Consider the following 21987-nt stretch of genomic DNA (forward strand, 5'->3'; position numbering starts at 1 on the left):
CTTGTATCTTGTGTGGAGAAGTGATGAGAGCTTTTGCCCTATCCATCCTGATGGCCGGTGGTCTGGCCAGTGCCAGCCCGGTTCATGCGGACGCGGCGCACGAGCACGGTGTTGCCGTGTTGCGCGTTGTCAGTGAGGGCGCGACGCTGATGATCGAATTTGTCAGCCCGCTCGACAATCTGGTGGGTTTCGAGCATGCGCCCCGTACGGACGCACAGCGCACGGCGATGGGCGCGGCCCAAGCCCGCCTGCGTGATGCGGCCGCGCTCTTGCAGCTGTCGGCCGAGGCAGAGTGTGTGCTGCAGGAGGTCGTGCTTGAATCGCCCTGGCTGCAGGGTGCACGCGATGAGCACGACCGGGGGCAAGACCACGACCATGACGTCAGCCCCGATCATGAACATGCGTCCGCACCCTCCGCTGCGCATGCCGAGATGGTGGCGCTCTACCACTACGAGTGCGCTGCGCCGCACAAGCTTGAGCGCCTGCACACGCGCTTGTTCGATGCTTTCCCACGACTGCATGAAGTGCGTGCTCAAAGTGCAACGGCGAAGGGGCAGGGCGCGGCGACACTGAAGCCCGCCACGCCCTACCTCTACTGGTGATGGAGAAGGCTCCTGATGCCGCACGCGCCGTGCCTGCGCCTGCGGTGGTGATGAGCGCAGTGCGATATCGCTGGCCGCGCGCGGCGGCGGACTGCCTGGCCATCGATGAGCTCGTGCTGGCCGCGGGTGAGCGCGTCTTTGTACGCGGCCCCAGCGGCAGCGGCAAGACTACCTTGCTGTCTCTGGTGGGCGGAGTCATCCAGCCGCAGGCGGGGACGGTCACGGTTGCGGGTCAGGCGCTCGATCGTTTGTCGGCCGGCGCGCGCGATCGTTTTCGGGCGGATCACGTCGGCTTCGTGTTTCAGATGTTCAACCTGCTGCCTTATCTGTCGGCACGCGACAACATCTTGCTCGCCTGCCGTTTCTCGGCGGCGCGCCGTGCGCGGCTGAGGGCGCGCAACACTTCGCCCGCAGCCGAGCTTGCGCGCCTTGCCGAGCGCCTCGATCTGGGGGGCGATGTTCTCGCTCGCGCGGCCGCGGAGCTGTCGGTGGGCCAGCAGCAGCGCGTGGCCGCGGCGCGCGCGCTGATCGGGCGACCCGGCTTGATCATCGCTGACGAACCGACTTCGGCGCTCGACGCCGATCGCCAGCAGGCCTTCATCGATTTGCTGCGCGGCGAATGCGCGGCGGCGGGAGCGGCCTTGCTGTTCGTCAGCCACGACCTGCGACTGGCGCGGCATTTCGATCGTGTGCTGGATCTGGCCCGCATCAATCGCGTGGCCGCCTTGACGGAGCCGAGGCCATGAGCCCGATGTTTGTGCTCGCGCTGCGCAGCATCGGCAATCGACGCTTGTCGGTGGCGCTCACAGTGATTGCGGTTGCGCTGTCGGTGGCGCTGCTGCTGGGGGTGGAGCGCCTGCGCAACGATGCGCGCGAGGGTTTTGCGCAGACCATTTCCGGCACTGACCTGGTGGTGGGGGCGCGTGGCGGGGCGCTGCAGTTGCTGCTGTATGCGGTGTTTCACATCGGCAATGCCAGCAACAACGTGTCGTGGCCGAGCATCCAGCATATCGCAGCCCTGCCGCAGGTGAAGTGGCTGGTGCCGATCTCGCTTGGGGATTCTCACCGCGGCATGCGGGTGGTGGGCACCACGGCAGAGTTCTTCACGCATTACCGCCATGGCGACCGGCGCACTTTGGGCTTTGCCGCGGGGCGGGCGTTCGCGGCCGCGCCCGATGGCCTGTTCGAGGCGGTGATCGGGGCCGAAGTGGCGGCGCGCTTCGCCTATCGTGTGGGGCAGCAGATCGTGCTGAGCCATGGCAGCCTGGGCGGTGAGGGCGGGCCGCGCTTTGCCGATCATGCCGACAAGCCCTTCACCATCGTCGGCGTGCTCGCGCCCAGCGCCACGCCGGTGGATCGGGCGGTGCTGGTGGGGCTGGAGGGCATCGAGGCCATCCACGTCGATTGGCATGGCGGCGCGCCGATTCCAGGGCTGTCGATCGCGCCCGAGCATGTGCGCAAGTTCGACCTCAGCCCCAAGTCGGTGACAGCGGCGCTGGTGGGGCTGGACAGCCGCATCGCAGTGTTCCGTGTGCAGCGCCAGATCAACAGCTTTGCCAATGAGCCGCTGACGGCGATCCTGCCGGGTGCCACGCTGCAGGAGCTGTGGGCGCTGGTGGGCATCGCCGAGCGCGCGCTGCTGGCGGTGTCGGCGCTGGTGGTGGTGGTCGGCCTTGCCGGGCTGGTGGCGGTGGTGGTCGCCAGCCTGGGCGAGCGCAGGCGCGAGCTGGCCATCCTGCGCGCCCTGGGGGCCAGCCCAATGCAGATCTTTGCCCTGCTGGCGCTGGAGAGCGTGCTCTTGTCCCTGGCGGGCATCGTGCTGGGAATGGGCGTGCTGTATGGTGCGACGGCGCTGGCCGCGCCCTGGCTGGCGGCGAGCCATGGATTGAATCTGGTGCTGGATTGGCCTGCTGCAGGCGAGTGGCGGCTGCTGGCTGCGGTGCTGGGCGCCAGCCTGGTGGCGAGCCTGGTGCCGGCGTGGCGCGCCTACCGTTATTCGCTCGCCGATGGACTGACGATCAGGATCTAGAGATGATGCTTTTGAAACCTGCGCGCCTGCGCGCAGCCCGCTTGATGCTGCCAATGATGCTGTCGTTGGTGGCCCTGAGTGGGCTGACGCTGGGCCTGGCGCCACCCGTGTGGGCGCAATCCGGTGGCAGCCATCAGGTCGGCGACCGCCTCGCCGGCGCCGACAAGGGCGGCAAGACGGGCTTTCGCGAGATCAGCTGGGATGATCTGATCCCTGCCGACTGGAACCCCGAGAAGTTCCTTGCTGACCTCGAGCTCGACGATCTGCAGGACAACGATCCGCGCGCGATGGAGCTCATGCAGCGCATGCGCGAAGAATGGGACCGGGCGCCGGTGGTGGAGCGTTTCTCCGGCCAGCAGGTGCGCATCCCCGGCTTTGTCGTGCCCCTTGAAAGCGACGGCAGGACGATCCGCGAGTTCCTGCTCGTGCCCTACTTTGGCGCCTGTGTGCACGTGCCGCCCCCGCCCGCCAACCAGCTCATTCACGTCATCCCCGACCAGCCCATCGCAGCCGGCCTGAACATGTCGCCGGTGTGGGTGAATGGGGTGCTGAACGTGGGCAGGGTGGCGTCGGAGTTGGGGAGCGCGGGCTATCAGATGCGCGCCATGAAGGTGGAGGCGTACACCGAGCCGCTGCCACGTTAAAACATACCTGGGCTGGGCAGGCAGTGCAGCCACGCGCCGAACGGCGTCGTGTGCGCTGCCGCCAGCTTGTCCCGACCTCAGACTGAGCGGAATTTCCTGCCGCGTTGGCTGCCGCCCAGGCCTATGAGTCCCAATGTCAGCAGCGCGAGCATGCCAGGCTCGGACACGGAGTTGCTCGGGATGGATACATAGAGCCGGTCTGAAGAGATGCTGTGCCAGTCCTGGTCTTGTGGCCCCCACAGGGCGAGATCGATGACGCCCGACTCAAGGCGGTTGAAGTAGTCAATCTGGATGCCGTAATAGCCGCTGCCCAGGCTCACGGCGCTGTTGCCATTGGCGCCGCTGAGGGTGTAATGATCACGCCCGGTACTGCTCCCTGCCAGCGTTTCGCGACTGACCCCGAGCATCCCGTTGGCGCCGGTAAGCGCGAACGTGAAGCCGTCATCGGCAAACAAGCTGAAGTCGTAGAGGCCAGCCTCGGCGATGTAGACGAAGCCACCAAAGCTTGCCGCGTAGTTCGTTTGTACTCCGGTCTGCGCCACGATGGGCGCTAGCGGGCGTTGGTAGTCGTAGCCCCAGGAGCCATAGCTACCGTTGCTGGCGAAATCATTGTAGGTCTGGTTCGCGAAGCTCACTGCCGACACCGTGCTCACGCGGCCGATGAGGGCGGCGTCGGTAGGCGAGAGGTTGTGCACATGGGCGATGTCTACCGTGCCCCAGATTCCGGTGCCCCAGCTGAAGTTGCCGATTGCTTGCGGGCCCTGACCGGGTTCAACCCAGGTCTGCTGGCTGAAACGGTAATCGTCGCGGATCTGGCTCCAGGTTGCAGACAGGCCTCCGCCGGTCACATAGGAGGCCGTGCTCAGCGGGTCGAGCATGAGCGTGGCCGATGCGGGGTGAGCCAGGCAGACGCAGCAGGCGAGCGCGCTGAAAGACTTCAAAAGGAGATTTGGCATGGCGTTTGCCCCTGATTCATATGAATTCTTATGGTGGGGATTGTTGATGACAGGGGGGCAGTTGTCGAGGAAGTCCATCACGAAATGAACAAGGTCTGCACCGGTTTGGCGTTCTTATGGCTTGAGCTCATCGAGCGTGATCTGCGCCCTGTTCAAGGGTGCTCACATCAATGAGTATCGGCCTGTGCTTTTTCGTCGAGTCGGCTGCGCATCATGATCCTCCTGTCCCCACGCACGCTTTTTTCACTGGCCCTGCTTGCTTTCTGCAAACTGGCCTGGTGCGTGGATGGTGCTGGCGTCGAGCCCGTGTCTGCAGCTGTATGGTGGGAGGAGCAGCAGGCGAATGCAGAGCTGATTCGTGCGGGCATGCGTCAATTGGATCGAGACTGGACGCCGGCGCGCTACGCACGCATCGATGATGCCCTCAAGGACAATGCCGAGCGACTCGAAAGGCTGCTTGCGGCCGGTGGCTTTTCTCCGGTTGAGCGTGCGCTGCGACTTGATCGGGCGTTGGCGCTTGCAGCCCGCGGCCGTGACGATGAGGCGGCCAGGCTGTTGACGGAGTTGGGTGGCGATGCTGTCTTGCCCCCGTTTGCCATCCAGGTCGCCGGTGACGTCGCGATGCGCCAGCGTCGCCCGCTTGAGGCCGCAAGGCATTATCGTGCCGCGCTCGCGGTGCAGCCCGAATCGGTGGCGCTGCACGTAAACCTCGCGTACGCCTATCTTGAGGCCGGGCAACTGCACGAGCTCGAGAGCACGCTGAGCACGCTTGAACGTATCGATCGCGCATCGCTCGATGTCCGTCTGCTGCGCGTGCGCATGACACGATTCAATGATCGGTTGGCGCAGGCGCAGCAACTCGTGGACGCTCTCGGCGCGGATGAGCGTGACACCGTGGAGGCGGCGCTGGAGGAGGCTGCCCTGGCGCAGGCGCGCGGACTGCCGCGGACTGCTGAAAAGACTTACGCCGGTGCGCTCGCCGCAGCACCCGACAACATCCGTGCTGCAGTCGGGCTGGCCGAGGCTGCGTGGGCCGCAGGCGCCCTGGACGAGGTGCACGCCCAGCTTGATCGACTCAATGAACATGCCCCTGAGCATCCGGCGGTCAGGCGTTTGACGAACTCCTGGAACTCCGCGCGTCGGGCCTGGTTGAGCATGGAAGTCAATGCCGGGCGCGGCTACGGCAGCATTGCTGGCAAGGACGATATCAGCACCGATCTTTGGCTCCATGGCCCACTGGCGACGAGTGGGCTGAGGCTGTTCGCGCATCATCACCGGGTTGCCGCGGATTTTGACGACAATCGGGCGCAGCATATCCGCGTTGGGGCCGGACTGGAGCTGACGCGACGTGACTGGAGCATGGCGGCCGAGCTCGGTCGCGAGCGCACTTACGGACGCGACACCACCTTCTCCCTACGCGGCAGTTTGCAGGCCTCGGATCATTGGGGTTTTCGCGCCAGCGCTGAGTCTCATGCTGATGACGTTTCCGTGAAGGGGCGTTATTACTACCTTGAGGATTTCGGTACGGTGCTCAGCGCGCATCGACTTGCCCTTGGTGTCACCCATTTCGTCAATGAGTCACGGCGCTTCTTGGCGGATGTGGGTTACTACGACTTCAAGGATGGCAACAGCCGTGAGACTTTGACCACGACCTGGATCGAGCGTGTTCATGCCGCCCCGCGGCACACCATCGACGTGCATGGCGCAGCCTATACCAGCAGCAATACTCGAGCTGGCGCTGAGTATTTCAACCCCAGGCGTGACTATGCGCTCTCGGTAATGGTCGTTTCGGATTGGCTGACCTGGCACGACTATGGCCGGCGCTTCAATCAGCGCGTCGCTGCAAGCTTGGGAAGCTATCGGCAGCAGTCTGCGGCGGAGCCACGTGATACTGAGCAGCGCGATATCGACCATGGCTGGAAGGTCTTTGGCGAACTGAGATATGAGCATGAATGGAAGGCGAGTGATGAGCTCTCTGCTCGGTACGGCATTGGCGTTCGCCGTTTTCCCTATGACGGCGACCATGAGACGCGTGCCTATCTCTACGGCGCGCTCAGCATGTATTTCTAAATGACTCGAGAAAACGACGAGTGCCGATCATGATTGAATTCACGACCGATCTTGTTCGCGTCCTCTTTGCCTTCTGTTTTTATTATCCGCTTTTCATGGCCTATCTGTGGATGAGCGGTGGTCTCTACTATTACCTGCATTACGAGCGCAAGGATCCACCGCCCGATAAGCCGCCTCCCCTACTGCACTATCCGGCCGTGAGCATCCTCGTGCCCTGCCATAACGAGGGTGAAAACATCTGCGAAACGGTGGCCGCGCTGCAGGCACTGGATTACCCGGAATATGAGATCTTGCTCATTGATGATGGCAGCACCGACGATACGGGTGCCCATATCGAACGCCTGGCACAAGGCGATGACCGTATCCGCGTTGTCCGTCTTGCCCGTAATCAGGGTAAGGCGGTGGGCCTGAACACGGCGGCAACCTTGGCGAGGCATGATTATTTCCTGTGTATCGACGGCGACTCCCTGGTGGACATGCATTGTCTCAAGTGGATGATGCGGCACTTGCTGGGCAGTCCACGGGTGGGGGCCGTGACGGGCAACCCACGTATCCGCACCCGTTCGACCCTCATTGGAAAGATTCAGGTCGGTGAGTTCTCTTCCATCATCGGTCTCATCAAGCGCGCTCAGCGCACTTACGGCAAGGTCTTCACGGTATCGGGTGTGATGGTGTGCTTTCGTCGCAGCGCTCTTCATGACGTTGGCTACTGGAACCCCGATGCACTCACCGAAGACATTGATGTCAGCTGGCGCCTCGAGGTGCGTCACTGGGACGTCCGCTTCGAGCCCAATGCCTTGTGCTGGATTCTGATGCCCGAAACCTTGCGCGGGCTCTGGCGCCAGCGTTTGCGCTGGGCGATGGGGGGAAGCCAGGTTCTGATGACGCAATTTGGCGTTCTCTTGCGCTGGCGCCAGCGGCGCTTGTGGCCGATCTACATCGAATATTTCACCAGTGTCGCCTGGGCCTATTCGATGGCCCTCATTGTCCTGTTGTTTGGCGTGGGTCTGCTTGTTGATCTGCCTGAAGCGTTGCAGATTCGCAGTCTTGCGCCCGGTTGGGGTGGGCTTGTGATTGGCTCCACCTGTCTTTTGCAGTTCGGTGTGAGCATGTTCCTCGATTCTCGCTATGAACGAGGATACGGTCGCTATTACTACTGGATGATCTGGTACCCGCTGGCGTACTGGATTCTTAATGTCTGCACCTCGGTCGTTGCACTGCCGAGTGTTCTGCTCAGAGGAAGAAGGCGCGCAAGATGGAAAAGTCCGGATCGTGGAATTCGACCCCATGTTCCCTGATCATTGATCGTCCTGACCTTCAGTCCTGGTCGCAGCGCGCAATTTCCGGGGCTCTCACCACCTTTTTCTGGCTCCTCTGGCTTGCCTTGTGGATGCCGTTACTGACCCTGACTGGATGGGCGTTCTTCGGCTGGCAATTCAAGGTGCACATGTTTGATCTTGGCGGAATAGGCGGCTTCGTGGAGCTCATCAGTATTTATGCTGCCATCATTTTCCTGATCAGCTTCGTGCTTCTGACCTGGGCAAAATACAATCATCTCCGGTTTCGAGGAATGGATCGCCGCAAGGCTTTTCCTTCCGTTACGCCAGCGGCAATCGCGACGATGCTGGGGCGCTCCGAGGAGAGTGTCCTGGCGTGGCAGCAGATGCGGGTGGTCATCGTTGAGCATGGCGAAGCAGGTGACATTCGCGCGGTGACCGCCATCCCGCAAATGTGAAGCTCATGGGGTGGCATGTGGTCGCAAGGAGATGCGCAGCAAGGATCATCGCCCCGTAAAGCGGGGCGTTCTCTTGTGCAGGAAGGCATCCAGCCCCTCGCGATAATCAGCGGTGGCGAGAAAGTCGAAGGCCTCGCGTTTTTCGGCCTCGCTCAGTGGCGCGCCGTTCATCAGCCGCTTCACCCACTGCTTGTGCCAGCGTGCCACCAGAGGCGCACCGGCACAGATGCGCGCGGCACAGGCTGCGGCTTCGTCGAATACCCTGGCATCGTCCACCACGCGTGACAGCAGGCCCTTGTCCAGCGCCTCGCGTGCGCTCAGGATGCGCCCCTCGAGCAAGATCTCCAGCACCACGGCCGGGCCAACGAGTGCGAGCAGGCCGGCCATCTCGCCCGGGTACATCGAGAAACCGAGGCGATTGATCGGCGCCCCGAAGCGCGACGACTCGCCCGCGATGCGAATGTCGCAGCAGCCGGCTATCTCCAGGCCGCCGCCGATGCAGGCGCCGCGGATCGCCGCCACCGTGGGCAGTGCGCACGACCGGATCGCATCCAGTGCGCTCGCGACCAGCTCGTCGTGGTAGTGCAGGGCGTCCTCCACCGTGGCGCGCACGGTCAGGAACTCTTCGATGTCGCCGCCTGCAGCAAAGGCCTCCTCGCCTGCGCCGCGCAGGATCACGCAGCGGACCTCCGGCGTCTGCGCCACGCGCTGCATGGCGCTGGACAGGCCGCGCCACATCTCGGCGTTCACCGCGTTGAGTTTGCCTGGGTTGTGCAGCGTCACGGTGGCGATGCCGGCACTGAAATCAAACAAGATCCCTGAATCCATGGTATATGCAGAGCAATGAATAAAAAGTTTCCATACGGACATGTATGGAGTCTTATGGATGATATATCATCCGCAACACTGGAACGCCGCAGCAGACGGCCGAGCGGTCAAAGGGGGGTGGGGAGTACGTTTTTCAACGTTGCTGTTCCTTGAGGAGGGAGAAAGTGTCTAGCTCAGTCTATGCGCACATCAGGCGCAATCCGCGCTTTACCGAACTGGTGGCCAAGCGCACCCGCTTTGCGGGCATTCTTGCGGCCATCGTGCTGGTGGTATTTTATGGCTTCGTTCTGCTCGTGGCCTTCGCGCCCGAGTTGATCGGCAAGCGACTGTTCGAGGGCAGCAACCTGACCTTCGGCATTCTGGCCGCTTTCGTCCAGTTCATCTTTTTCTGGATCCTGACTCTGGTCTACGTGCGTCGCGCCAATGGCGAGTTCGATGACATCAACCAGGAAATCGTCAAGGCTGGATGGAAGGCAGAAAAATGATCAACTCCCAACTCTTCTCCCGGCTCAGTGCCGGCCTGCTCTCGCTCGCCATCTCGGCCCCGGTTCTGGCTGCCGGGCCTGCGATGGATGCGACGCAGAAGCAGTCGCTCAACCTGCACGCGATCGCGATGTTCTTCGTGTTCGTGTTGCTCACCCTGGGCATTACCTACTGGGCGGCCAGCCGCACCAAGTCCACGTCTGACTTCTACACCGCAGGCGGGGGCATCACCGGTTTTCAGAACGGTCTTGCGATCGCCGGTGACTACATGTCGGCGGCGACGCTGCTCGGCCTGACCGCGATGCTGTACGTGCAGGGTGTCGATGCCTACATCTACATGCTGTCCTTCTTCGTCGGCTGGCCGATCATCCTGTTCCTGATGGCTGAGCGCCTGCGCAACCTGGGCAAGTTCACCTTCGCCGACATCACCGCCTACCGCCTCAATCAGGGCAAGGTGCGCACCATGGCCGCGATCAGCTCGCTGACCGTGGTGTGCTTCTATCTGGTGGCGCAGATGGTCGGTGCCGGTCAGCTCATCAAGCTGCTCTTCGGCCTGGACTACAACATCGCGCTGTTCGTCGTCGGTGGCCTGATGATGGTGTATGTCACCTTCGGTGGCATGGTCGCCACCACCTGGGTGCAGATCATCAAGGCCTGCATGCTGCTCGTCGGTGGTACCACGGTCGGCGTGCTGGCATTCAGCCAGTTCAACTTCAGCTTTGACGAGCTGACCACGCGCGCGATGGAAGTTCACAAGCTCGGCCAGGGCCTGCTCAACCCGGGCAGCCTGCTTGCCGATCCGGTGACGGCCATTTCGCTCGGCCTCGGTCTGATGTTCGGCACCGCAGGTCTGCCGCACATCCTGATGCGCTTCTTCACCGTGACCAATGCCAAGGAAGCACGCAAGTCGGTGCTGTACGCCTCGGGCATCGTCGCCTACTTCTTCAACGTCATCGCCATCATGGGACTGTGCGCGATCCTGATCGTCGGTCAGAACCCGGACTTCTTTGAAGGTGGCGTGATCGGCGGCAAGGTGATCGGCGGTGGCAACATGATCGCCATGCACCTGGCGCAGGCGGTCGGCGGCAACCTGCTGCTCGGCTTCCTCTCGGCAGTGGCCTTCGCGACCATTCTTGCGGTGGTGGCGGGTCTTGCGCTGGCAGGAGCGGCGGCGATCTCGCACGACATCTACGCCAGCGTGATCATGAAGGGCAAGTCCGACGAAAAGAAGGAGCTGCGCGTCACCAAGTTCGCCACCATCGGCCTGGGCCTGGTTGCAGTGCTGCTGGGCATGGCCTTCGAGAAGATGAACATCGCGTTCATGGTCGCGCTGGCCTTCGGTGTGGCGGCTTCGGCCAACTTCCCGGTGCTGATCCTGTCGATGTACTGGCGCGGTCTGACCACCAAGGGTGCGCTCGCCGGTGGTTATCTGGGTCTGCTCAGCGCGGTGACTTTCGTCGTGCTGTCGAAGTCGGTGTGGGTCGACGTGCTGGGCTTTGCCTCGCCGATCTTCCCCTACACCCAGCCCGCCCTGTTCTCGATGCCGCTCGCCTTCCTCGCCACCTTCCTGGTGTCGAAGATGGACAGCAGCGCAGAGGGCAAGCGCGAAATCGAAGCCTTCGAGGACCAGTACGTGCGTGCCCAGACGGGCGTGGGTGCAGACACGGCCTCTGCACACTGAACGGACTGACTGCGGGGGCGTCCTGGCCCCTGCAGCCGCGTATTCAAGCCCCGCCCGGCAGAGCTGCCGTGCGGGGCTTTTTCCATGTGCGCCCAGCATGCGATGCGCGGGCTATTGCAGGCAGTAGTTGACCGCCTTGGGCGATGGCGGCGTGCAGCCCTCTCCGCTCAATTCGCGCAGGTCGGCCTCCACCGCGTGGCTGAGCGCTGAAAGCGGCAGATCGTTGGCGGTGGTGCCGAACGGCTCTTCGATCTCGTCGCCGATCGCGTCCAGGCCGAAGAATGTGTAGGCGACGATGCCGACCACCAGCGGGGTGAAGTTGCCGATGGTGTCGATGAGGCCGAACGGCAGCAGGTAGCAATACACGTAGACCGTGCGGTGCAGCAGGACCGAATAGGAGAACGGGATGGGCGTGCTGCGGATGCGCTCGCAGCCACCGAGAACCTCGCCGAGACGGCTGAAGCTGCGGTCTATCTCCTGTGCCAGGATCGGCGCCACCCAAGCGCGCTCGATGCACAGGCGCAGCTCCCCGCCCAGGCGCTGAAGGACTGCGGCCGGGCGGTGCTCTGCGTGTGCCAGCGCTGGGCGCCAGTCGGCAGGCAGCAGACGGTCAAAGTCGGGTCCCGGATCGCTGCCGCGCAGATGGTGACGCAAGGCGTGGGCATAGGCGATGATGGCGCGCGTCATGCGGTGGCGGGTGTGGGCGAGTTCGGCCGCTTCATCCTCGCCGCCGCCGGCCGGGTGCAGGAAGGACTCGAACTGACGTGCGAGATCGCGGCTCGTCACCATCAACGCTCCCCACAGCTTGCGCCCCTCCCAGAAACGCTCGTAGCTTGCCGAGTTGCGGAAGCCGAGGAAGATCGCCAGCGCCAACCCCATCAGGTTGAAGGGCATCGGGGTGAGGATGACCTTGACGTGAAAGAGGGCGCCGTGGGCGAGGGTGACCAGCACCGCAGTGACTACCGTGAGCGTGAGCTTGAGCCAGATCGTCGGAAGGATGGAGCCGTGGAGGACGAGAAAATATTCGATGCCGCGGGGGCGGGGACGGACGATCATGAGGGTGGTGCTCGAGTGACGGAGCGATTGGTTTCGCGGGGGGGCGCCACTCTATCGCGTGAAGTCATGTCCGCGTAATACCATTCTCGGCACAGTCAAAGTGACAGGAATTCATCAAAGATGAGCGCAGACCCCTTTCCCGGCCTTGCCGCCTTTGTCCGTGCTGCCGAGGCGCGCAGTTTCACCGCCGCCGCCCGCCTGCTCGGAGTCACGCCGTCGGCAATCAGCAAGGCGGTGTCGCGCCTGGAGGCCGAGTTGGGCGTCCGGCTGTTCAACCGCGGCCGGCGCGAGGTTGTCCTCACCGGAGACGGCGAGGATTTCTTCCGCCAGTGCCGCCACCTCGTCCATGCTGCGGAGGATGCCCGCGCCGGCCTTGCCGGTGGTGGCCGGGAGGCGCGCGGCACCTTGCGTGCGTGTGTGCCGATCTCGTTCGGCCAGTTTGTCGTCGGCCCTGCGCTGGCGGGCTGGCTCGCGCGCCACCCGGGGGTCAAGGTGGAGTTGATGCTCACCGACCGCTACGCCGACCTCGGCGAGGAGCGGCTCGATCTCGCGATGCGGCTGGGCGAGGTGCCCGACTCACGCCTGGTGGCGCGTGCGATGCCGCCGCACCGCTTCGTCACCTGTGCGGCGCCCGCCTATCTCGAGCGCCACGGTACGCCGGCGAGTCCCGCCGACCTCGCCGGTCACAACTGCCTCGCCTACTTTGCGGCCACCACCGGGGCGCCGCGCGCCTGGCACTTCATGCGCGACGGCGAGGCGGTGAAGGTGCGCCCCGAGGGATGCTTCATCACTGACCAGGCGGCGCTCCTGGTGCCGCTTGCTGAACAAGGCTGCGGTATCGTCCAGGCCCCGCGCTACCTGGTGCGCGATGCGCTCGATGGCGGGCGCCTGCGGCCCTTGCTCGCCGAGTACGCGACCGTCGGCCCGCCGCTGTCCATCGTCTACCCGCAGGCACGCCATCCTGCTCTGCGCGTGCGGCTGTTCGTCGATTTCCTGCTTGCTCTGGGCGACCGCCTGTAGACCCCTGCGCTTGCCCCGCCAATGGATCTAATCTCTTGTGTCGGCGTCCAAGCTGAGTCTGAGCAACAGGAGCACACCATGAATGCCACACGTACGGAAACCGATTCGATGGGTCGCATCGAGGTGCAGGCTGATCGCTACTGGGGGGCGCAGACTCAACGCTCGATCGAACATTTCGCCATCGGGGTCGAGCGCTTTCGCTGGCAGCGGCCGATGATCCGTGCGCTGGGCCTGCTGAAGAAGGCCGCGGCGCTGACGAATGCCGAGCTGGGCGAACTGCCGCCGGCCGTGGCCGAGCTCATCGTGCGCGCTGCTGATGAGGTGATCGACGGGCGGCTGGATGCGCATTTTCCGCTGCTCGTGTTTCAGACCGGATCGGGTACGCAGTCCAACATGAACGCCAACGAGGTGATTGCCAACCGTGCCATCGAGCTGGCGGGTGGCGAGCTTGGCAGCAAGCAGCCGGTGCACCCGAACGACCACGTCAACCGCGGGCAGTCCTCCAATGACACTTTCCCCACCGCAATGTACGTGGCGGTGGTGCTCGAGCTCAGTGAACGCCTCTTGCCCGCGGTGGAGCGCTTGCGCGACACGCTCGCCGAGCGCGCTGAAGCCTTTGCTGCGGTGGTCAAGACCGGGCGCACCCATCTGCAGGACGCCACCCCGCTCACCCTGGGCCAGGAGATCGGCGCCTGGGTCAGCCAGATCGACTTTGGTCTGGAGGCGGTGAGGGCGAGCCGGGCCGGGCTGTATGCGCTCGCGATCGGCGGCACGGCGGTGGGGACCGGGCTCAATGCCCACCCGGCCTTCGGCGATCAATGTGCGCAGCGGCTGGCAGAGCTCAGTGGTTATCCATTTTTCAGCGCGACCAATCGCTTCTTCGCGCTCGCAGCGCACGACGCGCTGGTGCAGACCTCGGCGGCGCTGCGCACCCTGGCCGGCGGCCTGATGAAGATGGCCAACGATGTGCGCTGGCTGGCGAGCGGGCCGCGTTGCGGCATCGGTGAGCTGCGCATCCCCGAAAACGAGCCTGGCTCATCGATCATGCCGGGCAAGGTGAACCCGACCCAGTGCGAGGCGCTCACCATGGTCTGCGTGCAGGTGTTCGGCAACGACGCCAGTGTCGCCTTCGCCGGCACTCAGGGAAACTTCCAGCTCAACGTCTACAAGCCGGTAATGGCGCACAACGTGCTTGAGAGCATCGCACTCCTGACCGATGCCTGCCTGTCCTTCGAGCACCACTGCGCGCGCGGCATCGAGCCCGACCTCGCCGGCATCGAGCGCCACCTCGCGGCCAACCTGATGCTGGTGACCGCGCTCAATCCTCATATTGGTTACGATCGCGCGGCCGCGATTGCCAAACGCGCGCTTCACGAAGGACTCAGTCTGCGCGAGGCGGCGCTGGCAAGTGGTGATGTCAGCGCGCAGGATTACGACCGCTGGGTGGTGCCGGCGGCGATGACCGGGCCGCGACGGTGATTTGGTGCGGATGATAAACTGCGGCCAGCGCCCGCGCCGCATTCGGCCGGCAGTGACCGGGCCGGAGCGTTCGTGAGCCTGTTGAACAATCTTTTTCTTATCGCGCTGCTGATCGTGGTCAGCGCGTTCTTTTCCGTTTCCGAGATATCGCTCGCCGCGTCACGCAAGATCAAGCTGCGGCTGATGGCCGAAGGCGGTCATCACAACGCCCAGCGCGTGCTCGCGCTGCAGGACAATCCGGGCAGCTTCTTTACCGTGGTGCAGATCGGCCTCAACGCCGTCGCCATTCTGGGTGGCATCCTCGGCGAGCAGGCCTTGTCGCCGCACGTCGCCGATGGTTTGCGGCCGTTCTATGACGGCCCCCTGCTGGGCACCTTCAGCTTTGCCTTCTCCTTCGTTTTTGTGACCTCCTTGTTCGTGCTCTTTGCCGACCTGATGCCCAAGCGCCTTGCCATGGTGCAACCCGAGCGCATCGCGGTGGCCGTGGTGCGACCGATGCAGATGTGCATGTGGCTGATCGGGCCCATGGTGTGGTTCTTCAATGGTCTCGCCGATGCCCTGTTTCGCTGGTTGAAGGTGCCCAGCGTGCGCACCGAGAGCATCACCGCTGCCGACATCGTGGCCATGGCCGATGCCGGTGCGCAGGCCGGGGCCTTGTTGCGTCAGGAGCAATACCTGATCAGCAATGTCTTCGAGCTCGATTCACGCATCGTGCCCTCGGCCATGACCTCACGTGAGAGCATTGTCTTCCTCACCCTGGGGGAGTCGGAAGAGAGCATTCGGCGCAAGATTGCTGCGCATCCGCACGGCAAGTTTCCGGTGTGTGAGGACGCCATAGACAGCGTGATCGGCTATGTGGACTCGAAGGACATCCTGCCGCGCATCGTGCAGGGGCTGGATCTGTCGCTGCGTACCGAGCCCATCGTGCGCAAGATTCTGATGCTGCCCGATACGCTGACCCTGTTTGAGGCGCTCGAACGCTTTCGCGATGCCAAGGAGGACTTCGCCCTCGTCCTCAACGAATACGCCCTGGTGGTCGGCCTGCTGTCATTGCAGGACGTGATGAGCACGGTCATGGGGGATCTGGTCAGCCCCTTCCAGGAAGAGCTGATCGTGCGCCGCGACGACAACTCATGGCTGATCGACGGCGTGACACCGATCGAGGACGTCATGCAAGCGCTCGATATCGAGGTCTTTGAAGGCTTTCAGAATTACGAAACCGTCGCCGGCTTTCTGATGTATCGCCTGCGCAAGGTGCCCAGGCGGACCGACTTCGTGGTGTATGCAGGCTACAAATTCGAGGTCGTCGACATCGACAACTACCGCATCGATCAGGTGCTGGTGACCCGGGAGCTCGAGGCCGCGCCTGCGCAGTGAGCGTGGCGCAGGCTCAGGTGGTCTTCGTCCTGGCGGCGGCGATGCGTGCCACCGCCTCGCGGCCGCGGCGGATGTGGGCGCGCATGAGGGCTTCGGCCGCGCTGGCGTCGCGCGCGATGAGTGCATCGAGGAGGGCGCGGTGCTCGGCCAGGGCCTGCTCGAGGCGGCCTTCCGAGTACAGGGAGTGGTGGCGTGAGAGTTTGATGACCTTGCGCAGGTCTTCGATCACCTGCAGCAGCCAGCGGTTGTCGGCGAACTCCTGAATGCTGCGGTGAAAGGCCTGGTTGGCCTCGAAGAAGCCCTTGATGTCCCTGGCCGCTGCGGCGCGCTCGAGCTCGGCGTGGATGGCCTTCAGCTCATCGAGCTGGGCGTCGCTCGCGCGCTCGACCATGATGCGCACGCATTCGCCTTCGAGCAGCGCCATGATGGAGAACACCTCGTCGAGATCGCGTTCGGAGATCTCGGTCACATAGCACCCCCGGCGCGGCTTGAGGATGACCAGCCCTTCGGAGGCGAGCACCTTCAGCGCCTCGCGCAAGGGTGTGCGCGAGATGCCGTACTGTTCGGCCAGCGCCTGTTCGTCCACCCAGGTTCCGGGCGTGAGTTCGTGTGCAAATATCCGCTCGCGCAGACGTTCGGCAACTTCCTGGTAGAGCGCGAGGGGAGCAATGCGGGTAGCGTTCATGCTTGGGCCGAGTGATGTGCAACGCGGTTGGCGAGCGCGGGCATGCGGAGTGTGTTGTGAATCGGCATGAGCAGCGCCGTGTGCGGCGCCGATGCAAGGCCAAGCTCGTGCAGCAAGGCAAGATTGCGTTCATAATTATGGATAAAGTATTATTTCGTCCTTGCTACAAGTCAACATCCTTCGTGCTGCGTGTTTGAGGGTGCCGGGCTATCATCCGGCGCGTGGAGAGGGGCATGCAGCGCGACGGCCCCCGCCGGCCGCGGCCTCGTCGCCGTTCTCGAGCGAAGTGCGCGCAGGGCGCGCAGTATCAAGCAAGACGCTTAGGTCCAACACTGATTTGCCGCATGTGCGGCACCTGTATCCGAGAGGTTTCCATGTCGAACGCGAACGAGCCGATCTATCCCCAGCCCAGCCTCGAGGCCTGGACCAAAGCTGCCGCCAAGCACTCTCCGGGTGGTGATGTCGACAAGCTCAACTGGATCACGCCCGAGGGGTTGACGGTCAAGCCTTTGTATACAAAGGCGGACACGGCTGAACTCAAGCACGCCGACACCCTGCCGGGCTTCGAGCCTTATCTGCGCGGCCCGCAGCCGACGATGTACGCGGTCAAGCCGTGGACCATCCGCCAGTACGCCGGCTTCTCCACTGCCGAGGCCTCCAATGCCTTCTACCGCAAGGCGCTCGCGGCCGGTGGCCAGGGCGTGTCGGTGGCCTTCGATCTCGCCACCCACCGTGGCTACGACTCCGACCATCCGCGCGTGACCGGCGACGTCGGCAAGGCCGGCGTGGCGATCGATTCGGTCGAGGACATGAAGATCCTGTTCGACAGCATCCCGCTCGACAAGGTGTCGGTGTCGATGACGATGAACGGTGCCGTGCTGCCCATCCTCGCCGGCTACATCGTCGCCGCCGAGGAGCAGGGGGTCAGCCAGGACAAGCTCACGGGCACGATCCAGAACGACATCCTGAAAGAATTCATGGTGCGCAACACCTACATCTATCCGCCCACGCCGTCGATGAAGATCATCGCCGACATCTTCGGCTACACCGCGCAGCACATGCCGAAGTTCAACAGCATCTCGATCTCCGGCTACCACATCCAGGAAGCGGGAGCGAACCAGGCCATCGAGCTGGCGTTCACGCTCGCCGACGGCCTGGAGTACGTGCGCACCGGCATCGCGTCCGGCATGGACGTCGACACCTTCGCCGGCCGCCTGTCCTTCTTCTGGGCGGTGGGCATGAACTTCTACCTCGAGATCGCCAAGATGCGCGCTGCGCGTCTGCTGTGGTGGCGGATCATGAAGCAGTTCGAGCCCAAGAGTCAGAAGTCGATGATGCTGCGCACGCACTCGCAGACCTCGGGCTGGTCGCTCACCGAGCAGGATCCGTACAACAACGTCGTGCGCACCACCATCGAGGCCATGGCGGCGGTGTTCGGCGGCACGCAGTCGCTGCACACCAACGCGCTCGACGAGGCGATTGCGCTGCCGACCGAGTTCTCGTCGCGGATCGCGCGCAACACCCAGATCATCATTCAGGAAGAGACCCACATCTGCAATGTCGTCGATCCCTGGGCGGGCTCCTACATGATGGAGAAGCTCACCCAGGACATGGCCGACAAGGCCTGGGAACTGATCGAGGAGATCGAGTCCATGGGCGGCATGACCAAGGCGGTCGAGTCCGGCTGGGCGAAGATGAAGGTCGAGGAGTGCGCCGCCGACAAGCAGGCACGCATCGACTCGGGCAAGGACGTGATCGTTGGCGTCAATAAGTACAAGCTCGACAAGCAGGACCCGATCGAGATTCTCGACATCGACAACCACGCCGTGCGCGAGTCGCAGATCGCCCGCCTCAAGAACATTCGTGCCACGCGCGATGCCGCCGCCGTGCAGGCCGCGCTCGATGCGCTGACCCAGTGTGCCGAAGGGGGCGGAGGCAATCTGCTCGACCTGGCGGTGAAAGCGATGCGTGCGCGCGCCACCGTGGGCGAGGTCTCCGATGCCCTGGAGAAGACCTTCGGGCGCTATCGTGCCAACCCGCAAGCCGTGTCCGGCGTCTATGGAGCTGTCGTGGAAGAACAGGAAGACTGGAAGGCCCTCAAGGCCGACATCGAGGCCTTCATCGCGGAAGAGGGTCGTCGCCCGCGTGTGATGATCGCCAAGCTTGGCCAGGATGGCCACGACCGCGGCTCCAAGGTGGTGGCTTCGGCCTTTGCCGACCTCGGCTTCGACATCGACATCGGTCCGCTCTTCCAGACCCCGGAAGAGGCGGCCCGGCACGCGGTCGAGAACGACGTCCATGCGGTGGGCTGCTCCAGCCTCGCCGCCGGCCACAAGACCCTGGTGCCAGCAGTGATCAACGAGCTCAAGCGCCTCGGCGCCGACGACATCATCACCTTCGTCGGTGGCGTGATCCCGGCGCAGGACTATGACGAGCTGTATGCCGCGGGCGCGAAGGGCATCTTCGGCCCGGGCACGCCGATCCCGAGCGCGGCGCGCGAGGTGCTCAAGCAGATCCGCGCCGCACGCAAGGTGTGAGGGCCAGTACGTCCCGCGCCGGACCGCGCGTGGACGGCCCTGTAGGAGCGGCGCAAGCCGCGAGTTTTTGGATTCGGGTTCAGGATTTATTTGGATCACTGCCTTAAAGGCTCGCGGCTCGCGCCGCTCCCACAACAGCCCCGCCCACAAAAACCGCCTCACCAACACGCAACGACGCGCGCCTACACGATCGAACATGCTTGCTCCGTCCTCCTCCTCCCTCGCCCCCGCCGACCAGGCTCTGGTCGACGGGGTGCTCGCGCGCCAGCTCCGCCCGCTCGCCAAGACCATCACGCTGATCGAATCACTGCGTGAGGACCACAGGGGGCGCGCGCATAAGGTGCTTGAGGCCTTGCTGCCGCATACCGGTGGCGCGATGCGGGTAGGCATCTCGGGTGTGCCGGGCGTGGGCAAGTCGACCTTCATCGAGGGGCTGGGGCTGTATCTGATCGAGCAGGGGCTGCGCGTTGCGGTGCTGGCGGTGGATCCTTCGTCCTCGGTCACCGGCGGCTCCATCCTCGGCGACAAGACGCGCATGGAGTTGCTCAGTCAGAACCCAGCCGCCTTCATCCGCCCCAGCCCTTCGGCGTGCAGCCTGGGCGGGGTGGCGGAGAAGACGCGCGAATCCATGCTGGTGTGCGAGGCCGCCGGCTTCGACGTCATCATCATCGAGACCGTGGGTGTGGGCCAGAGCGAGACCGCGGTTGCCGGCATGACCGACATCTTCTGCCTGCTGCAATTGCCCAATGCGGGTGACGATCTGCAGGCGATCAAGAAAGGCATCATGGAGATCGCCGACCTGATCGTGATCAACAAGGCCGATATCGACCCCGTGGCGGCGATGCGCGCCAAGTCGCAGATCAAGACCGCGTTGCACATGTTGCGTCCGGCCAGCCCCAACTGGGCAGTGCCGGTGCTGACGCTGTCCGCCTTGAAAAAGCAGGGCATTGCCGATTTCTGGAACGCGGTGATGGACTATCGGCGCACGCTGACTGACTCGGGTGAGCTCGCGGCCAAGCGCCGCCATCAGGCCATGGCCTGGATGTGGGAGCTGATCGACTCCGAGCTGCGCAGCCGTTTCCGCAATCACCCGCAAGTCAAACAGGAACTACCGGCGCTGGCGCGCGCGGTGGAGGAAGGCAGCACCACGCCTTCGATCGCTGCGCTGCGCCTGCTCGGCCATCTTTGAAGTACATCAAGCGCCCGCGTATCTTGCGGGCAAATCATTCCCAGGACCTCACAGGAGATCATCAATGACCGACATCATCCGTCAGCTGGAGGAGAAGCGCGAGAAGGCCCGCCTCGGCGGTGGCCAGACGCGCATCGACGCCCAGCATGCCAAGGGCAAGCTCACTGCGCGCGAGCGCCTCCAGTTGCTGCTTGACGATGGCAGCTTCGAAGAGTGGGACATGTTCAAGGAGCACCGCTGCAACGATTTCGGCATGAACGCCGATCACACGCCGGGTGACGGCGTGGTCACCGGTTATGGCACGGTCAATGGCCGTCTGGTGTTCGTGTTCTCGCAGGACTTCACCGTGTTCGGCGGCTCGTTGTCCGAGACTCACGCCGAAAAGATCTGCAAGGTCATGGACCATGCGATGAAGGTCGGTGCGCCGGTGATCGGCCTCAATGACTCGGGCGGCGCGCGCATCCAGGAGGGGGTGGATTCGCTCGGCGGCTATGCCGACGTGTTCCAGCGCAACGTCCTGGCCTCGGGCGTGGTGCCGCAGATCTCGCTGATCATGGGTCCGTGCGCCGGTGGCGCGGTGTACAGCCCGTCGATGACGGACTTCATCTTCATGGTGAAGGACTCGTCGTACATGTTCGTGACCGGCCCGGAAGTGGTCAAGACCGTGACCCACGAGGAAGTGACCGCCGAGGAGCTTGGTGGCGCGGTGACTCACACCACCAAGTCCGGTGTGGCGGATCTGGCCTTCGAGAACGACGTCGAGGCCTTGATGATGACGCGTCGCCTCGTGGGCTTCATCCCCTCCAGCAATCGCGAGAAACCGCCGGCGGTGCCGGCCATCGACCTTGCCGATCGCATCGACTATTCGCTCGACACCCTGGTGCCGAGCAACCCCAATCAGCCCTATGACATGAAGGAGCTGATCATCAAGATGGTCGATGACGGCGATTTCTTCGAGCTGCAGCCGGACTACGCCAGGAACATCCTCATCGGCTTCGCGCGCATGGAAGGCTCGCCGGTGGGCATCGTCGCCAACCAGCCGCTGGTGCTGGCCGGTTGCCTCGACATCAAGAGCGCGATCAAGGCTGCACGTTTCGTGCGTTTCTGCGATGCGTTCAACATCCCGGTGGTCACCCTCGTGGACGTGCCTGGCTTCATGCCCGGGACCTCACAGGAGTACGGCGGCATCATCACCCACGGCGCCAAGCTGCTCTATGCCTACGCCGAATGCACGGTGCCCAAGGTCACCCTCATCACGCGCAAAGCTTACGGCGGTGCCTACGACGTGATGTCATCCAAGCACCTGCGTGGCGACGTGAACTTCGCCTGGCCGAGCGCCGAAATCGCGGTGATGGGGCCTAAGGGTGCCGTGGAGATCATCTTCCGTGAGGAGAAGAACGACCCGGCCAAGATCGCCGAGCGTGAGGCCGAATACAAGGAGCGCTTCGCGAACCCCTTCGTCGCCGGCGCACGCGGCTTCATCGACGACGTGATCATGCCGCACGAGACGCGCAAGCGCGTGTGCCGCTCGCTGGCCATGCTCAAGGACAAGGAACTGGAAAACCCGTGGCGCAAGCACGGCAACATCCCGCTCTGATCCGCGCACGAGGAAAAAT

General features: G+C 63.8%; 19 protein-coding genes. 15 read left to right on the forward strand and 4 right to left on the reverse strand.

Annotated features, from left to right (window positions below; all coding sequences use genetic code 11):
• Positions 1–23: 23 nt before the first annotated feature.
• The 4 genes from M622_RS37480 to M622_RS37495 are packed head-to-tail and all read left to right on the forward strand — an operon-like array spanning position 24 to position 3275.
• Positions 24–602: a DUF2796 domain-containing protein gene (locus tag M622_RS37480; protein ID WP_052028754.1), complete on the forward strand. Its 579-nt coding sequence runs from the start codon at positions 24–26 to the stop codon at positions 600–602.
• Positions 602–1348 carry an ABC transporter ATP-binding protein gene (locus M622_RS37485; protein ID WP_021250867.1) on the forward strand — a complete coding sequence of 249 codons (747 nt, stop codon included), beginning with the start codon at positions 602–604 and terminating at the stop codon, positions 1346–1348. The genes M622_RS37480 and M622_RS37485 overlap by 1 nt, the downstream gene beginning before the upstream one ends.
• Positions 1345–2631 carry an ABC transporter permease gene (locus tag M622_RS37490; RefSeq protein WP_021250868.1) on the forward strand — a complete coding sequence of 429 codons (1287 nt, stop codon included), beginning with the start codon at positions 1345–1347 and terminating at the stop codon, positions 2629–2631. The genes M622_RS37485 and M622_RS37490 overlap by 4 nt, the downstream gene beginning before the upstream one ends.
• Positions 2632–2633: 2 nt before the next feature.
• Positions 2634–3275: a DUF3299 domain-containing protein gene (locus M622_RS37495; protein WP_021250869.1), complete on the forward strand. Its 642-nt coding sequence runs from the start codon at positions 2634–2636 to the stop codon at positions 3273–3275.
• 77 nt (positions 3276–3352) lie between these two features.
• Here the strand turns inward: M622_RS37495 and M622_RS37500 are convergent, their stop codons facing one another.
• Positions 3353–4231, reverse strand: coding sequence for a PA14 domain-containing protein (locus M622_RS37500; RefSeq protein ID WP_021250870.1), 879 nt, complete (start codon positions 4229–4231; stop codon positions 3353–3355).
• Between the two features lie 213 nt (positions 4232–4444).
• Here M622_RS37500 and M622_RS37505 point away from each other — a divergent pair, with 213 nt between their 5' ends.
• From M622_RS37505 to pgaD, 3 genes are read left to right on the forward strand one after another with little or no spacing between them, the layout of a single operon-like run.
• Positions 4445–6301, forward strand: coding sequence for a tetratricopeptide repeat protein (locus M622_RS37505; RefSeq protein ID WP_021250871.1), 1857 nt, complete (start codon positions 4445–4447; stop codon positions 6299–6301).
• A gap of 29 nt (positions 6302–6330) precedes the next feature.
• Positions 6331–7599, forward strand: a complete 1269-nt coding sequence (gene pgaC, locus M622_RS37510) for a poly-beta-1,6-N-acetyl-D-glucosamine synthase (protein WP_031347522.1) — start codon at positions 6331–6333, stop codon at positions 7597–7599.
• Positions 7557–8036: a poly-beta-1,6-N-acetyl-D-glucosamine biosynthesis protein PgaD gene (gene pgaD / locus M622_RS0120730; protein ID WP_084520809.1), complete on the forward strand. Its 480-nt coding sequence runs from the start codon at positions 7557–7559 to the stop codon at positions 8034–8036. Before pgaC ends, pgaD begins: the two co-directional genes overlap by 43 nt.
• A 45-nt stretch (positions 8037–8081) precedes the next feature.
• On the opposite strand, the gene M622_RS37515 is transcribed toward pgaD, so the two are convergent.
• Positions 8082–8864: an enoyl-CoA hydratase/isomerase family protein gene (locus M622_RS37515; RefSeq protein ID WP_021250874.1), complete on the reverse strand. Its 783-nt coding sequence runs from the start codon at positions 8862–8864 to the stop codon at positions 8082–8084.
• A 164-nt stretch (positions 8865–9028) separates the two neighbouring features.
• Here M622_RS37515 and M622_RS37520 point away from each other — a divergent pair, with 164 nt between their 5' ends.
• Positions 9029–9349, forward strand: coding sequence for a DUF485 domain-containing protein (locus M622_RS37520; RefSeq protein WP_021250875.1), 321 nt, complete (start codon positions 9029–9031; stop codon positions 9347–9349).
• Complete coding sequence (locus tag M622_RS37525; protein WP_021250876.1) at positions 9346–11028, forward strand: cation acetate symporter; 1683 nt, start codon at positions 9346–9348, stop codon at positions 11026–11028. Before M622_RS37520 ends, M622_RS37525 begins: the two co-directional genes overlap by 4 nt.
• A gap of 111 nt (positions 11029–11139) precedes the next feature.
• Here the strand turns inward: M622_RS37525 and M622_RS37530 are convergent, their stop codons facing one another.
• A complete protein-coding gene (locus tag M622_RS37530; RefSeq protein ID WP_021250877.1) occupies positions 11140–12084 on the reverse strand; it encodes a bestrophin family protein in 945 nt (314 codons plus the stop codon).
• Positions 12085–12204: 120 nt separating this feature from the next.
• Here M622_RS37530 and M622_RS37535 point away from each other — a divergent pair, with 120 nt between their 5' ends.
• The 3 genes from M622_RS37535 (at position 12205) to paeA (ending at position 15960) form a co-directional block, all read left to right on the forward strand.
• The gene (locus M622_RS37535; RefSeq protein ID WP_021250878.1) at positions 12205–13104 is read left to right on the forward strand and encodes a LysR family transcriptional regulator; all 900 of its coding nucleotides are present in this window, start codon (positions 12205–12207) and stop codon (positions 13102–13104) included.
• Between the two features lie 78 nt (positions 13105–13182).
• Positions 13183–14583, forward strand: a complete 1401-nt coding sequence (gene fumC / locus M622_RS37540; RefSeq protein ID WP_021250879.1) for a class II fumarate hydratase — start codon at positions 13183–13185, stop codon at positions 14581–14583.
• A gap of 78 nt (positions 14584–14661) precedes the next feature.
• Positions 14662–15960, forward strand: coding sequence for a polyamine export protein PaeA (gene paeA / locus M622_RS37545; protein WP_084520811.1), 1299 nt, complete (start codon positions 14662–14664; stop codon positions 15958–15960).
• Between the two features lie 13 nt (positions 15961–15973).
• On the opposite strand, the gene M622_RS37550 is transcribed toward paeA, so the two are convergent.
• Positions 15974–16645, reverse strand: a complete 672-nt coding sequence (locus M622_RS37550) for a GntR family transcriptional regulator (protein ID WP_021250881.1) — start codon at positions 16643–16645, stop codon at positions 15974–15976.
• Positions 16646–17019: 374 nt separating this feature from the next.
• Between M622_RS37550 and scpA the strand changes: the two genes are divergently transcribed.
• From scpA to M622_RS37565, 3 genes are all read left to right on the forward strand, one after another.
• Positions 17020–19182 (forward strand): methylmalonyl-CoA mutase, encoded by a 2163-nt coding sequence (scpA, locus tag M622_RS37555; protein WP_031347525.1) that lies wholly within the window; start codon positions 17020–17022, stop codon positions 19180–19182.
• A 196-nt stretch (positions 19183–19378) separates the two neighbouring features.
• Positions 19379–20371, forward strand: coding sequence for a methylmalonyl Co-A mutase-associated GTPase MeaB (gene meaB, locus M622_RS37560; protein ID WP_021250884.1), 993 nt, complete (start codon positions 19379–19381; stop codon positions 20369–20371).
• A gap of 64 nt (positions 20372–20435) precedes the next feature.
• Complete coding sequence (locus M622_RS37565; protein WP_021250885.1) at positions 20436–21968, forward strand: acyl-CoA carboxylase subunit beta; 1533 nt, start codon at positions 20436–20438, stop codon at positions 21966–21968.
• Positions 21969–21987: the final 19 nt, after the last annotated feature.

The sequence above is a fragment of the Thauera terpenica 58Eu genome, from assembly GCF_000443165.1.
Taxonomy (GTDB): Bacteria; Pseudomonadota; Gammaproteobacteria; order Burkholderiales; family Rhodocyclaceae; genus Thauera; species Thauera terpenica.